Source organism: Methylobacterium sp. Leaf108, from assembly GCF_001423265.1.
Classification (GTDB): domain Bacteria; phylum Pseudomonadota; class Alphaproteobacteria; order Rhizobiales; family Beijerinckiaceae; genus Methylobacterium.
This window is the reverse complement of the sequence record NZ_LMND01000001.1, coordinates 217,216-231,194: the sequence shown is the minus strand read 5'-3', so window position 1 is coordinate 231,194 and position 13,979 is coordinate 217,216. Positions and strand designations below refer to the sequence as shown.

The 13,979-nt window shown below is 67.8% G+C and carries 11 protein-coding genes; all 11 read right to left on the bottom strand.

Going from position 1 to position 13,979, the window contains the following annotated elements:
• Positions 1 to 42: 42 nt before the first annotated feature.
• Entirely contained in the window at positions 43 to 1,716 is a 1,674-nt protein-coding gene (locus tag ASF39_RS01150) for a ribonuclease J (protein ID WP_055879175.1), read from the bottom strand.
• 13 nt (positions 1,717 to 1,729) lie between these two features.
• A complete protein-coding gene (locus ASF39_RS01145; protein WP_056280469.1) occupies positions 1,730 to 2,578 on the bottom strand; it encodes a biotin--[acetyl-CoA-carboxylase] ligase in 849 nt (282 codons plus the stop codon).
• A gap of 7 nt (positions 2,579 to 2,585) precedes the next feature.
• Positions 2,586 to 4,028 (bottom strand): NADH-quinone oxidoreductase subunit NuoN, encoded by a 1,443-nt coding sequence (nuoN, locus tag ASF39_RS01140; protein WP_055879167.1) that lies wholly within the window; start codon positions 4,026 to 4,028, stop codon positions 2,586 to 2,588.
• A 10-nt stretch (positions 4,029 to 4,038) separates the two neighbouring features.
• The gene (locus tag ASF39_RS01135) at positions 4,039 to 5,559 is read right to left on the bottom strand and encodes an NADH-quinone oxidoreductase subunit M (RefSeq protein ID WP_055879163.1); all 1,521 of its coding nucleotides are present in this window, start codon (positions 5,557 to 5,559) and stop codon (positions 4,039 to 4,041) included.
• A 38-nt stretch (positions 5,560 to 5,597) separates the two neighbouring features.
• On the bottom strand, positions 5,598 to 7,679 hold the full coding sequence (gene nuoL / locus ASF39_RS01130) for an NADH-quinone oxidoreductase subunit L (RefSeq protein ID WP_056280464.1): 2,082 nt from the start codon (positions 7,677 to 7,679) through the stop codon (positions 5,598 to 5,600).
• A gap of 72 nt (positions 7,680 to 7,751) precedes the next feature.
• The gene (nuoK, locus tag ASF39_RS01125; protein WP_055879157.1) at positions 7,752 to 8,057 is read right to left on the bottom strand and encodes an NADH-quinone oxidoreductase subunit NuoK; all 306 of its coding nucleotides are present in this window, start codon (positions 8,055 to 8,057) and stop codon (positions 7,752 to 7,754) included.
• A 58-nt stretch (positions 8,058 to 8,115) separates the two neighbouring features.
• Entirely contained in the window at positions 8,116 to 8,736 is a 621-nt protein-coding gene (locus ASF39_RS01120) for an NADH-quinone oxidoreductase subunit J (protein WP_056280462.1), read from the bottom strand.
• 209 nt (positions 8,737 to 8,945) lie between these two features.
• Positions 8,946 to 9,434 carry an NADH-quinone oxidoreductase subunit NuoI gene (nuoI, locus tag ASF39_RS01115; protein ID WP_055879150.1) on the bottom strand — a complete coding sequence of 163 codons (489 nt, stop codon included), beginning with the start codon at positions 9,432 to 9,434 and terminating at the stop codon, positions 8,946 to 8,948.
• Positions 9,435 to 9,510: 76 nt separating this feature from the next.
• Positions 9,511 to 10,539 carry an NADH-quinone oxidoreductase subunit NuoH gene (gene nuoH / locus ASF39_RS01110; protein WP_055879148.1) on the bottom strand — a complete coding sequence of 343 codons (1,029 nt, stop codon included), beginning with the start codon at positions 10,537 to 10,539 and terminating at the stop codon, positions 9,511 to 9,513.
• Positions 10,540 to 10,551: 12 nt separating this feature from the next.
• Positions 10,552 to 12,633, bottom strand: coding sequence for an NADH-quinone oxidoreductase subunit NuoG (gene nuoG, locus ASF39_RS01105; protein ID WP_056280458.1), 2,082 nt, complete (start codon positions 12,631 to 12,633; stop codon positions 10,552 to 10,554).
• A gap of 44 nt (positions 12,634 to 12,677) precedes the next feature.
• Positions 12,678 to 13,979 (bottom strand): NADH-quinone oxidoreductase subunit NuoF, encoded by a 1,302-nt coding sequence (gene nuoF / locus ASF39_RS01100; RefSeq protein ID WP_055879141.1) that lies wholly within the window; start codon positions 13,977 to 13,979, stop codon positions 12,678 to 12,680.

Sequence of the window (13,979 nt, the reverse complement as noted above, 5' to 3'; positions counted from 1 at the left end):
CCGCCGCCGGCTCCCTCCCCGGAGCGGGGAGGGTCCGACATCTCACACCTCGACCACCTGGACGTGGCAGGCCGGCTTCTTGCCCCAGGCCTCGTTGACGGCCGAGCGCAGGGCGCGGTCGACGGCGTTCTCCACCGCCTCCGAGTCCCGGCGCTTGCCCTTCGAGAGCCCGGCCAGCGTCCGCGAGACGGATTCGACCACGACGTCGAGCATCGGCTGGCCGGTGCGCCCGCGGTTGGGCAGGCCCATGATGTCGATGGCCGGTTCGCCCAGCACGGTGCCCTGATCGTCGATGGCGATGGCCACCGAGACCATGCCCGACTGCGAGAGCTTGCGGCGCTCGGGGATCGCTCGGTCCTTGGCGTCCACCAGCACGTTGCCGTCCTTGAACAGGCGGCCGGACTTGACGTGGTCGACGATCTCCGGCGTGCCGGGTGCGAGGCGCACGACGCAGCCGTTGCGGGCCTTGACCACGTTCGGCACGCCCTGCTCGCGGGCGAACCGCGCATGCTCGTCGAGGTGCAGGGCCTCGCCGTGGGCGGGGATCACCGTGTTCGGTCGCGTCCAGGCGTACATTTCCGCCATCTCGTCGCGGCGCGGATGGCCCGAGACGTGGACGAGGGCGGTCCGGTCCGTGACGACCTCGATGCCGGCGTTGATCAGGTCGTTGATGATCGCGCCGACCGAACGCTCGTTGCCCGGGATGGCGCGCGAGGAAAAGATCACGCGGTCGCCTGCGGCCAGGGTGACGTCGGGGTGGTCGTCGCGGGAAACGCGGGCCAGGGCCGCGCGGTCCTCGCCCTGCGAGCCGGTGAGCAGCACCACGACCTTGTCGCGGGGCAGGTAGCCGTAGGCACTGGCGGGCCGGAAATCGGGCAGCCCGTCGAGGAAGCCGCACTCCTTGGCCACTTCGATCACCCGGTCCATCGCCCGGCCGACGGCGACGACCTCGCGGCCGCAGGCCTTGGCCGCCAGGGCGACGGCCCGCATGCGGGCGACGTTCGAGGCGAAGGTGGTGACGGCGACCCGATGGGGGGCCTCGGCGATCAACTCTGCCAGCGTGCTGGCGACCTCGGCCTCGCTCGGGCTGCTGCCGGTGCGCATGACGTTGGTGGAATCCGACACCATCGCCAGGATGCCCTCGTCACCCAGCGCCGTGAAGGCGGCGGCCGAGGTAACGTCGCCCAGGATCGGGGTCAGGTCGAGCTTCCAGTCGCCGGTGTGGAGGACGAGCCCCGAAGGGGTGCGGATCGCCACGGCGTTGGCTTCCGGGATCGAGTGCGAGACCGGCACGAACTCGATGTCGAACGGGCCGACCACGACGCGCTTTCCGGCCGCGATCTCGCGCAGCACCACCTTGGGCGCGCCTGGCTCGCTGAGGCGGCGGGCCTCCAGCAGGTTCTTGGCGAAGCGCGTCGCGTACACCGGCACCTTGAGCTTGTGCCAGAGTTCGCCGATCGCCCCGATGTGGTCCTCGTGCGCGTGGGTGATGAAGATCGCCAGCAGGTCGTCGCGGCGCTCCTCGATGAAGCTGAGGTCCGGGAACATGAGGTCGATGCCGGGGAAACCCTCCTCGCCGGCAAAGCCCATCCCACAGTCGACCATGATCCATTTGCGACCCTTCTCCGGCCCGAAGCCGTAGAGCGCCGCGTTCATCCCGATCTCGCCCACGCCGCCGAGCGGCACGAAGACGAGCTCGTCTTGCCTTGTCGTCATAGCTGTCACAACCTCAAGCCGCCGTCGCGGCCGTCCCAAAATGCACCTCGCCCGCCGTCACGGTCCGTCGCGTTCCGTCGTCCGAGACGACCACGAGCCGTCCGGCGTCGTCGATCGTCTCGAAAATTCCCTGCACCCGGCCTGTGCCGAGGCTCACCGACACCGGCCTACCGAGCCCGGCCGCGCTCGCGAGCCACCGCGCGCGCACATGCCCGAAGCCTTCGCCCTGGTGCCACAGCCGCATCGCCGCGACGATCGTGTCGGACAAGGCCCGTAGCACGTCCGGCGCGTCGACCACGCATCCCGCCTGCCTGAGGCACGTCGCGGCATAAGGCAATCCCTCCGGGGCCGCCGCGACGTTGACGCCGAAGCCGACGACCACGATTCTCCGGCCGTCGCGGAGCGTTTCCGCCTCCAGCAGGATGCCCGCGAGCTTGGCGCCGTCGAGGAGGACGTCGTTGGGCCACTTCAAGCGCGGGCCGCCGACCTCGGTCGGTCTCGATCCCTCGACCTCGTCCCGAGGCGTCGCGTCGGCCGAAACGCATTCGCGCGCGTCGCCGCACACCGCGCCCAGTGCATCCACGAGGGCCACCCCGGCCACGAACCCCAGGGTCGCGAGCCTGCCGGGATCGACGTCGTCCACGCCCAGCAGGAGACTGGCGGCGAGGTTGCCGGGCGGCGATGTCCAGGCGTTGCCGCGCCGGCCGCGGCCGGCCTCCTGGCGCCGGGCGACCACCCAGAGCGGCCCGGCCTCGCCGGAGCGCGCACGATCCAGGGCCTCGGTGTTGGTGGAGCCGAGGCTGTCGTGGACGACGAGACGATGACCGGCCGCCGTGGCGGCGGCCCCGAGCCGGTAGTCCATCCGCGCGCTAGAACAACGACTTGGCCGCGGCCCCGGCGGCGCCGACCAGCGGTGCGGGCAGGAGCCAGAACAGGATCACCACGACGCTCGACAGGCCGAGCACGATGCGCAGGCCCGGGGCCATCGCCTCGTAGGGGGCCTTGGGCTCGTCGAAGTACATCACCTTGACGAGGCGGATGTAATAGAACGCGCCAATCACGCTGGTGACGACGCCGATCACCGCGAGCGCCAGGAGGTCGGCCTTGATGGCGGCGGCGAAGACGTAGAACTTGCCGAAGAAGCCGGCGAGCGGCGGGATGCCGGCCAGCGAGAACATCATCGCGGCCAGGCAGAACGCCATCACCGGATGGGTCCGCGACAGGCCCGAGAGGTCGTCCACCGTCTCGAACATCCGGCCGCCCCGGCGCAGGGACAGCAGGACCGCGAAGGCGCCCAGCGTCATGGCGAGGTAGATGATCATGTAGATCACCACGCCGCGGATGCCCTCCTCGGAGGCGGCGGCGAGGCCGATCAGCGCGTAGCCGACGTTGCCGATGGAGGAATAGGCCATCAGCCGCTTGATCGAGGTCTGGCCGATGGCCGCGAAGGAGCCGAGCGTCATCGAGGCGATGGACACGAAGACGATGATCTGCTGCCAGATCGCGGTGACGTCGGGGAAGGCGCCCATGAAGATCCGCACCGTCATCGCCACCGCCGCCATCTTGGGCGCCGAGGCGAAGAAGGCGGTCACCGGCGTCGGCGAGCCCTCGTAGACGTCGGGTGTCCACATGTGGAACGGCACCGCCGACATCTTGAAGGCGACGCCGGCCGCCACGAACACGATGCCCAGCACGATGCCGAAGCCGGCGCCCTCGTGCAGCGCCGAGACGATGCCGGGGAACGAGACCGTGCCGGTGAAGCCGTAGACGAGCGAGGCGCCGTAGAGCAGCATCCCCGACGACAGCGCGCCGAGTACGAAGTACTTCAGGCCCGCCTCGGTCGACTTCAGGTTGTCGCGATGGAAGGCCGCGATGACGTAGGCCGCGAGCGACTGCAGTTCGAGGCCGAGGTAGAGGGCGATGAGGTCGTTGGCCGAGACCATCACCATCATGCCGATGGTGCACAACACGACCAGGATCGGGAACTCGAACCGGTCGATGCGCTCGCGCTGGAAGTAGTCGCGCGACAACAGGATGGTCGCGGCCGAGCCGATCAGCACCAGGGCCTTCATCACGCGGGAGAACCCGTCGACGATGAACGAGCCGTTGAGCGTGGTGACCTTGAGGCCGGTCTGCGAGACCACGACGAAGAGTGCCAGCACGAGAAGCAGCAGGGCACCGACGTTGACGCCCTCCACCGAGCGCTCGCCCTTGAAGGCGCCGTACAGGATCAGCACCAGCACGCCGACGGCGAGGATCAGTTCGGGCAGGGCCGGCCCGAGGGCCGGCATCACGATCTGGGCGGCGTTCATCGGTTCACCTTCAGCGCGCGACCGGCGGCACGACGGCCGCGGTCTGCGTGGTCGAGAGCGCGGTCTTCATGCTCTGCATCAGCGCCTCCGTCGAGGGGGCGAAGGTGTCGAGGATCGGAGCCGGGTGGACCCCGTAGTAGATCGTCAGCGCCACCAGCGGCGCGATGATGATCTTCTCGCGCAGGTCGAGGTCGAGGATGCCCATCAGGGCCGGCTTCTCGAGCTTGCCGTAGATCACCCGCGCATACAGCCACAGGGCGTAGCCGGCCGAGAGGATGATGCCGAACACCGAGAAGAACGCCACGGTCGGGTTGGCCTTGAACGCCCCCATCATGGCGAGGAACTCGCCGACGAATCCGGAGGTGCCGGGCAGGCCGACGTTGGCCATGGTGAACACCATCATCGCGGCGGCGAACAGCGGCATGCGCTTCACGAGCCCGCCGTAGGCCGCGATCTCGCGGGTGTGCATGCGGTCGTAGACGACGCCGACGCAGAGGAAGAGCGCACCCGAGACGATGCCGTGCGAGATCATCAGGAACAGGGCGCCCTGGATGCCCTGCTCGTTGAGGGTGAAGAGGCCGAGCGTGACGAAGCCCATGTGGGCGACCGAGGAATAGGCGATCAGCTTCTTGATGTCGGTCTGCATCAGGGCGATCAGCGACGTGAAGATGATCGCGATGACCGACAGGGCGAACACCAGCGGCGCGAAGGCCTGGCTGGCATCCGGGAACATCGGCAGCGAGACCCGGATGAAGCCGTAGCCGCCCATCTTGAGGAGGATGCCGGCCAGGATCACCGACCCGGCGGTGGGCGCCTCCACGTGCGCGTCGGGCAGCCAGGTATGGACCGGCCACATCGGCATCTTCACCGCGAAGGAGGCGAAGAACGCCAGCCACAGCCACCATTGCATGCCCACGGGGAAGCGGGTGGTGAGGAGCGTCGGGATGTCGGTGGTGCCGGCGTGCCAGTACATCGCCATGATGGCGAGCAGCATCAGCACCGAGCCGAGCAGGGTGTAGAGGAAGAACTTGAAGCTGGCGTAGATGCGTCGCTTGCCGCCCCAGATCCCGATGATGAGGAACATCGGGATCAAGCCGGCCTCGAAGAACAGGTAGAACAGCACCAGGTCGAGGGAGCAGAACACCCCGATCATCGTCGTCTCGAGGACGAGGAAGGCGACGAAGTATTCCTTCACCCGCGTCCCGATCGAGTTCCACGAGGCGGCGATGCAGAACGGCATCAGGAAGGTGGTGAGCAGGACGAGCGGCATCGAGAAGCCGTCGACCCCAAGCTTGAAGCGGATGGTCTCGGTGAGCCAGGCATGCGTCTCGACGAGCTGGAAGCTCGCTGTCGAGGTGTCGTAGCGGCTCCAGGCCACGAGCGAGAGCACGAAGGTGACGATCGTGGTCGCGAGCGCCGCCCAGCGCGCATTGCGGCGCACCGCCTCGGTCTCGTCGCCGAGGGTGAGGATGAAGGCGGCGCCGCAGAGCGGCACGATGAGCAGGCCGGAGAGGATACCGAGGCCGAACATCTAGCGGGGGCTCCGAAGCGGAAAGACCAGGTGGGCCATCAGTGCCCGACCTTGGGCACGCCCGACACCATGTACCAGGAGATCAGCCCGGCGACGCCGACCAGCATCACGAAGGCGTAGTGGTAGACGTAGCCGGTCTGCAGGCGCACGACCCCGCGGGTGACGTCGGCGACGCGGGCGGCGATGCCGTCCGGCCCCATCCCGTCGATGACGCGCCCGTCGCCCTCCTTCCAGAGGAACTTGCCGAAGTCCTTGGCCGGGCGCACGAAGATGCGCTCGTAGATTTCGTCGACGTACCACTTGTTGAGGAGGAAGCGGTACAGCACCGGCTGCTGGTCCGCGAGGGCGCCCGGCAATTCGGGGCGGCGGATGTACATCCAGAACGCCAGGACGAAACCGATCAGCATCATGATCGCGGGGGAATAGGCCACGATCTTGGGCACCGAATGGATGTCGTGCATGATGTGGTTGTCGGGCCCGTGCGCCAGGGCCGGCCCCCAGAACGCTTCCATGCCCTCGCCGATGAAGCGGTCCTTGAAGATCAGGCCGGCGAAGAGCGCACCGAAGGCGAGGATCGCCAGCGGGATCGTCATCACCAGCGGACTTTCGTGCGGCTTATGGGGCGCGTGGTCGTGGTGCTCGATGGCGCTGTGCGAGGCCGGCTCGACGTCGTGGCCGCGATCGTCGTGGGCGACGCCCTCGTGGTGGCCGCGGGCGCCGTCGGCCTGGTGGGCCACGGCCGCATGCGCGTGGTCGTCGTGGTGGGCCTCGTGCGAGACCCAGCGCGCAGGCCCCTCGAAGGTGAGGAAGAACAGGCGCCAGGAATAGAACGAGGTCATCAGCGCCGCGACCACGGTGGCCATGAAGGCCAGGGTGTGGCCGGGCCGGGTCGAGGCGTAGGCCGCCTCGATGATCGCGTCCTTCGAGTAGTAGCCGGCGGTGAACGGGAAGCCGATCAGCGCGAGCGTCCCGATCGCCATCATCGCGGTGGTGAAGGGGATGTGCCGCCGCAGCGCGCCCATGTTCCGCATGTCCTGCTCGTGGTGCAGGGCGTGGATGACGGAGCCGGCGCCGAGGAACAGCAGCGCCTTGAAGAAGGCGTGGGTGAAGAGGTGGAACACGCCGGCCGAATAGGCGCCGACGCCGAGCGCCACGAACATGTAGCCGAGCTGCGAGCAGGTCGAATAGGCGATGACCCGCTTGATGTCGTTCTGCACCAGCCCGACCGTGGCCGCGAAGAAGGCGGTGATGCCGCCGATCACCGTGACGACGACGAGCGCGTCGGGCGCCAGTTCGAACAGCGGCGACAGGCGCGCCACCATGAACACGCCGGCCGTCACCATGGTGGCGGCGTGGATGAGGGCCGAGACGGGGGTCGGCCCCTCCATGGCGTCCGGCAGCCATGTGTGCAGCAGGAACTGCGCCGACTTGCCCATGGCGCCCATGAACAGCAGCAGGCAGGCCAGCGTCAGCGCATGCCAGTCGTAGCCGAGGAAGTGGAAGCTGGCGTCCTTCAGTTCGGCCACGCGCGGGAAGATGCCGTCGAAGGCGACCGAGCCGAACAGGACGAACACCAGGAAGATGCCGAGCGAGAAGCCGAAATCGCCGACCCGGTTGACGATGAAGGCCTTCATCGCCGCGGCGTTGGCGGAGGGCTTCTCGTACCAGAACCCGATCAGCAGGTAGGAGGCGAGGCCGACGCCCTCCCAGCCGAAGAACATCTGCACGAGGTTGTCGGCCGTCACCAGCATCAGCATGGCGAAGGTGAACAGCGACAGGTAGGCGAAGAACCGCGGCCGGTGCGGATCCTCGTGCATGTAGCCGACCGAATAGAGGTGGACGAGGGTCGAGACCGTGGTGACGACGACCAGCATGACGCGGGTCAGGGTGTCGATGCGGAAGGCCCAGTCGACGCTCAGGTCGCCGGCGGAAAACCAGGTCGCCACCTGGACGCGAAGGCTCTCGCCGCCCCCGTCCAGGAAGACGCCCCAGGACAGCAGCGCCGAGAAGGCGAGGCAGCCGGTGGTAATCCACTCGCACAGGCGCGGGCCGAGCTGACGCCCCAGCAGTCCGGCGACGAGGGCGCCGATAAGGGGAAAGAAGACGATCGCGTGGTACATCTATCTCGGTCCGGCCTCGCGGGGCGCGCCTGCGCCCCTACCACGTCGTGTTCGGTTGGGGATCAGGGCGGATCAACCCTTCATCATGCTCACGTCTTCCACCGCGATCGAGCCGCGGTTGCGGAAGAACACCACCAGGATCGCGAGCCCGATCGCCGCCTCCGCCGCCGCCACCGTCAGCACGAACAGGGCGAAGACCTGGCCGACGATGTCGTTGAGGTGGGTCGAGAAGGCGACGAGGTTGATGTTGACGGCGAGCAGGATCAGCTCGACCGACATCAGGATGACGATGACGTTCTTGCGGTTGATGAAGATGCCGAGCACGCCGAGCGTGAACAGGATCGCGGCGACCGTGAGGTAGTGGCTCAGACCGATCATCGGCGTCCCTCGACCCTTTTGCGTTCTCGTGGCTTCCTCGCAGGAGGAGCGGCGAACCTCAAACCTCGACGCCCTGGCGCGAGGGCACCTTCACCGTCTCCACCGCCATTCCCTGCGTGCGCGCGTTCTGCACGGCGATGTTCTGGCGCTTGACGCCGGGGCGGTCACGCAGGGTGAGCACGATGGCCCCGATCATCGCCACCAGCAGCACCAGCCCCGCGAGCTGGAAGAAGAAGACGTAGTCGGTATAGAGCACCCGCCCGAGGGCCTGCGTGTTCGTGACCGCCTCCGCTCTGGCGACGTTGCTCAGGGGCGCCTGGACCAGGCCCGGGTCGATCGTCCAGGACCCGACCACGAGCACCAGCTCGATGAGGAAGATCACGCCCACGAGCGCCCCCACCGGCAGGTAGTGCTGGAAGCCCTGCCGGAGCTCGGCGAAATCGACGTCGAGCATCATCACGACGAAGAGGAACAGCACCGCGACGGCGCCGACGTAGACCACGACCAGGATCATCGCCAGGAACTCGGCGCCCATCAGGACGAACAAGCCGGCGGCGTTCACGAAGGCCAGGATCAGGAACAGCACCGAGGCCACGGGATTGCGGGAGGCGATCACCATGAAGCCCGACGCGATCGCGAGGCCGGCGAAGAGGTAGAAGAAGGCTGCGGCTGCGCTCATGCGATTGTCGAGATCAGTCGCCCCGAGGACGACCCCTTCTTCCGAAACTCAAGCGTGGCCCGTGCAAGCCGGCCGTCTATAGAACCCGCTGCGGGGAGGCACAACCGGTTCCCGCTTCGCGAGGGCGAATAGCGAATAGAGGCTTGGCAGGATGGCCCTCGCGGAGAGAGGGCCAACTTCCCACCGTGCCACTCGCCATTTGTCCCGTGTCAGCGGTAGGGCGCGTCCACCGCGAGGTTGCGCGCGATCTCGCGCTCCCAACGGTCGCCGTTCAGGAGGAGCTTGTCCTTGTCGTAGAGGAGCTCCTCGCGCGTCTCCACGGAAAACTCCAGGTTCGGGCCTTCGACGATGGCGTCCACCGGGCAAGCCTCCTGGCACATGCCGCAATAGATGCATTTGACCATGTCGATGTCGTAGCGGGTGGTGCGACGGGTGCCGTCGTTCCGGCGCGGTCCCGCTTCGATGGTGATGGCCTGGGCCGGACAGATCGCCTCGCACAGCTTGCAGGCGATGCAGCGCTCCTCGCCGTTGGGGTAGCGCCGCAGGGCATGCTCGCCGCGAAAGCGCGGCCCCCTGTGGCCCATCTCGAAGGGATAGTTGATCGTGGCCTTGGGCTTGAAGAAGTATTTCATGGCGAGGACGAACCCCGACGCGAACTCCTTGAGGAGCAGACCCTTGGCGACCTGATCGAGCTGCATGGCGCGATCTCCGTTGAAGCGCTCTCGTGGAGACAGGCCGGCCGTCTTCCGCCGGAAAGCGCGAAGGAACAGGGAGTTAGAGCGGAACGGCGACCGGCGCGAGGCCGGTGAGCTTGAGGACGAAGGCGACGACCACGACGGAGACGAGCGAGATCGGCAGGAACACCTTCCAGCCCAGCCGCATGAGCTGATCGTAGCGGTAGCGCGGCACCATGGCCTTCACCATGGCGATCATGAAGAACAGGAAGCTGGCCTTGAGCGCGAACCAGATCAGCCCCGGCACCCAGGTGAAGGGCGCGAACGGGATCGGCGACAGCCAGCCGCCGAGGAAGAGCACGGTGCCGAGCGCGCACATGGTCATGATCGCCACGTATTCGCCGAGCATGAACAGCAGGTAGGGCGTCGAGGAGTATTCGACCATGTATCCGGCCACCAACTCCGATTCGGCCTCCGGCAGGTCGAAGGGAGGGCGGTTGGTCTCGGCGAGCGCCGAGATGAAGAACACGATGAACATCGGGAACAGCCACAGCCAGTACCAGCCGAAGATGCCCAGCGAGGTGTCCTGCGCCATCACGATGCGCGAGAGGTTGAGGGAGCCCGCGCACAGCAGCACGCAGATGATGACGAAGCCGAGCGAGACCTCGTAGGAGATCATCTGCGCGGTGGAGCGGAGCGCCCCGAGGAAGGCGTATTTCGAGTTCGATGCCCAGCCGCCCATGATGACGCCGTAGACCATCAGCGACGAGATCGCGAAGATGTAGGTGATGCCGACGTTCAGGTCGGCGATGGCCCAGCCCTCGGCGAGGGGAATTACCGCCCAGGCCGCCAGCGCCAGGGTCGCGAACACCAGGGGGGCCAGCAGGAACAGCGCCTTGTTGGCACCCGCCGGGATCACCGGCTCCTTCAGGACGAACTTGAGCAGGTCGGCGAAGGACTGGAACAGCCCCCACGGCCCGACCACGTTGGGCCCCCGCCGCAGCTGCACCGCCGCCCAGATCTTGCGGTCGGCGAGCAGCGCATAGGCGATGAAGACGAGCAGTGCCGAGAGCAGGACGAAGCTCTTGAGCACCATCAGCAACACGCTGCCGAGGATTTCCCAGGTCATCGGGTCGGGCCCTTATTCCGCGGCTTCGAGGGCGCGCCCGCGGGCGAGCTTGGAGCATTCGGCAAGCACGCGCGAGGCGCGGGCGATGGCGTTGGTGAGGTAGAAGTCGTCGATCGGCGACACGAACGGCGTGCGCTCCGGCTCGCCGCCGAGGCCCGCGAGCCGGTCGACGGTGGCGACCGCGTCGCACGGCGCGACCGCATCGACACCCGCCAGATGCGGATGATCGGCGTAGAGCGCCCGGCGCAGGGCCGTCAGCGAATCGAAGGCGAGCCGTTTGCCGAGCACGTCCGAGAGCGCACGCAGGATCGCCCAATCCTCGCGCGCGTCGCCCGGCGGGAAGCCGGCGCGGTTGGTCGTCTGCACCCGGCCCTCGAGGTTGACGAAGGTGGCGCTCTTCTCGGTGTAGGCGGCGCCCGGCAGGATCACGTCGGCGCGGGTGGCGCCGCGATCGCCGTGGGTGCCCTGGTAGACGACGAAGGCGCCCGGCTCGACCGCGACCTCGTCGGCGCCGAGGTTGAACAGCACGTCGAGGGCGTTCGCCTGCACCATGCGCGCGACGGTCAGACCACCCTCGCCCGGCACGAAGCCGAGATCGAGGGCGCCGACGCGGGCGGCGGCCGTCTGGAGTACGCCGAAACCGTTCCATTCGGCACTCACCGCGCCGATATCCTTGGCCAGCGCCGCGGCGGCGGCGAGGATCGCAGCGCCGTCCGGCCGGGCCAGCGCGCCCATGCCGACGATGACGAGTGGACGGCTGGCCCCCTTCAGGATCTCGAAGAAGCTGTGCTTGCCGCCCGCGATCTCGGCCAGGGTCTCGGGGCCGGCACCGAGATAGGTATGGGGATAGGTGAGATCGGCGGCCTCGCCGATGACGCCCACCGCCAGCGGCCCCATGCGCCAGCGCTTGCGGATGCGCACGTTGAGGAGGGATGCCTCGAGCCGCGGGTTGGTGCCGACGAGCAGGATCGCGTCGGCCTCCTCGATGCCCGGAATGGTCGTCCCGAGGGTGTAGGACGCCCGGCCCCAGGCCGGATCGACCGCCTCGCCGGCCTGCCGGCAATCGAGGTTGGCGACGCCGAGCGAGGTCATCAGGCCCTTCAGCGCATAGATCTCCTCGACGCCGGCGAGGTCGCCGACGATGGCGCCGACGCGCGTCGGGTCGACGCCCTTCATCCGGGCGGCGATCGCCCCGAAGGCCTCCGCCCAGGTGGCGGGGCGCAGGCGCCCGTTCTCGCGCAGGTACGGCCGGTCGAGGCGCTGGGTCCGCAGGCCGTCGACGGCATGGCGGGTCTTGTCGGAGATCCACTCCTCGTTGATGTCCTCGTTGACCCGCGGCTCGATCTGCATGACCTCGCGGCCCCTCGCATCGACCCGGATCGCGCAGCCGACCGCGTCCATCACGTCGACGGATTCGGTCTTGGACAATTCCCAGGGGCGGACCTGATAGCTCTGCGGCTTGTGGACCAGCGCCCCGACCGGACAGAGGTCGGCGACGTTGCCCTGCAATTCCGAGCCCATGGCCGATTCGAGATAGCTCGTGATCTCCATGTCCTCGCCGCGCCCGATCGCGCCGAGGTCCGGCACCCCCGCGACCTCCGCCAGGAAGCGGACGCAGCGGGTGCAATGGATGCAGCGGTTCATGGCCGTGCGCACCAGAGGCCCGATGTATTTCTCCTCGACGGCGCGCTTGTTCTCGCCGTAGCGGGTCGAATCGACTCCGTAGGCCATCGCCTGGTCCTGCAGGTCGCAATGGCCGCCCTGGTCGCAGACCGGGCAGTCGAGGGGGTGGTTGATGAGGAGGAACTCCATCACCCCCTCGCGGGCCTTCTTCGTGGCGCCCGAGCGCGTCAGCACCTCCGGCGGCTCGCCGTTGGGGCCGGGCCGGCAGTCCTTCACCGCATAGGCGCACGACGCCACCGGCTTCGGGGCACCTTTCAGCTCGACGAGGCACATGCGGCAGTTGCCGGCGATCGACAGCCGCTCGTGGAAGCAGAAGCGCGGGATTTCCGCGCCCGCGATCTCGCAGGCCTGCAGAAGGGTGTAGTCGGCCGGAACATCGACTTCGGTGCCGTCGACGATGAGCTTGGTCATGCGTGCGTCTCGGTCTCGAAACTACGGGTGGTGCGGGCTGCGGATCACTCCGCCGCCATCGGCACCGGATCGGAATGCGGGTTGGCGCTGTAGCGGTCGATACGGCGCTCGATCTCCGGCCGGAAGTGCCGGATCAGCCCCTGGATCGGCCAAGCTGCCGCGTCGCCGAGCGCGCAGATGGTGTGACCCTCGATCTGCTTGGTGACATCGAGGAGCATGTCGATCTCACGGCGTTGGGCACGCCCTTCCGTCATGCGCTTCATGACCCGCCACATCCAGCCGGTGCCCTCGCGGCAGGGCGTGCACTGGCCGCATGACTCGTGCTTGTAGAAGTACGAGATGCGCGTGATCGCCGCGACGATGTCGGTGGACCTGTCGAGGACGATGACGGCGGCGGTGCCGAGGCCCGAACCGAGGTTTCGCAGGGTGTCGAAGTCCATCTTGGCGTCGATGATCTGCTCGGCCGGCACCAGCGGCACCGAGGAGCCGCCGGGGATCGAGCACAGGAGGTTGTCCCAGCCGCCGCGCATGCCGCCGCAATGCTTGTCGACGAGCTCGCGGAAGGTGATGCCGAGCTCTTCCTCGACGTTGCAGGGCGTGTTGACGTGGCCCGAGACGCAGAACAGCTTGGTGCCGGTGTTGTTCTTGCCTCCCAAGCCCGCGAACCACGCGCCGCCGCGGCGCAGGATGGTGCCGGCCACGGCGATCGACTCGACGTTGTTCACGGTGGTGGGGCAGCCGTAGAGGCCCATGTTGGCGGGGAAGGGCGGCTTGAGGCGCGGCATCCCCTTCTTGCCCTCGAGGGACTCCAGCAGCGCCGTCTCCTCACCGCAGATGTAGGCGCCGGCGCCGTGGTGGACGTAGATGTCGAACGGATAGCCGTGGACGTTGTCCTGGCCGACGAGTTTGGCCGCATAGGCCTCGTCGACGGCCTTTTGCAGGGCGTGCTTCTCGGCGACGTATTCGCCGCGGATGTAGATGTAGCAGGCGTGCGCCGCCATCGCGAACGAGGCGAGCAGGCAGCCCTCGATCAGCAGATGCGGATCGTGCCGCATGATCTCCCGGTCCTTGCAGGTGCCGGGCTCGGATTCGTCGGCGTTGACCACGAGGTAGTGCGGACGGCCATCCGACTTCTTGGGCATGAACGACCACTTGAGGCCGGTGGGGAAGCCGGCGCCACCGCGTCCGCGCAGGCCGGACGCCTTCATCTCGTCGATCACCCAGTCCCGGCCCATCTCGAGCAGGAACTTGGTCCCGTCCCAGGCGCCGCGCTTTTTGGCCTCGTCCAGGCCCGGCGAATGCAGGCCGTAGAGATTGGTGAAGATGCGATCCTGATCGGAGAGCAT

Excerpts from the sequence above, each read along its gene's own strand:
- nuoG (WP_056280458.1), bottom strand. The coding sequence starts at position 12,633 with ATGACCAAGCTCATCGTCGACGGCACCGAAGTCGATGTTCCGGCCGAC.
- nuoI (WP_055879150.1), bottom strand. The coding sequence starts at position 9,434 with ATGCAGCTCGATCAGGTCGCCAAGGGTCTGCTCCTCAAGGAGTTCGCG.
- nuoH (WP_055879148.1), bottom strand. The coding sequence starts at position 10,539 with ATGACCTGGGAAATCCTCGGCAGCGTGTTGCTGATGGTGCTCAAGAGC.
- ASF39_RS01135 (WP_055879163.1), bottom strand. The coding sequence starts at position 5,559 with ATGTTCGGCCTCGGTATCCTCTCCGGCCTGCTCATCGTGCCGCTCTGC.
- nuoK (WP_055879157.1), bottom strand. The coding sequence starts at position 8,057 with ATGATCGGTCTGAGCCACTACCTCACGGTCGCCGCGATCCTGTTCACG.
- nuoL (WP_056280464.1), bottom strand. The coding sequence starts at position 7,679 with ATGTACCACGCGATCGTCTTCTTTCCCCTTATCGGCGCCCTCGTCGCC.
- ASF39_RS01145 (WP_056280469.1), bottom strand. The coding sequence starts at position 2,578 with ATGGACTACCGGCTCGGGGCCGCCGCCACGGCGGCCGGTCATCGTCTC.
- ASF39_RS01150 (WP_055879175.1), bottom strand. The coding sequence starts at position 1,716 with ATGACGACAAGGCAAGACGAGCTCGTCTTCGTGCCGCTCGGCGGCGTG.
- ASF39_RS01120 (WP_056280462.1), bottom strand. The coding sequence starts at position 8,736 with ATGAGCGCAGCCGCAGCCTTCTTCTACCTCTTCGCCGGCCTCGCGATC.
- nuoF (WP_055879141.1), bottom strand. The coding sequence starts at position 13,979 with ATGCTCTCCGATCAGGATCGCATCTTCACCAATCTCTACGGCCTGCAT.
- nuoN (WP_055879167.1), bottom strand. The coding sequence starts at position 4,028 with ATGAACGCCGCCCAGATCGTGATGCCGGCCCTCGGGCCGGCCCTGCCC.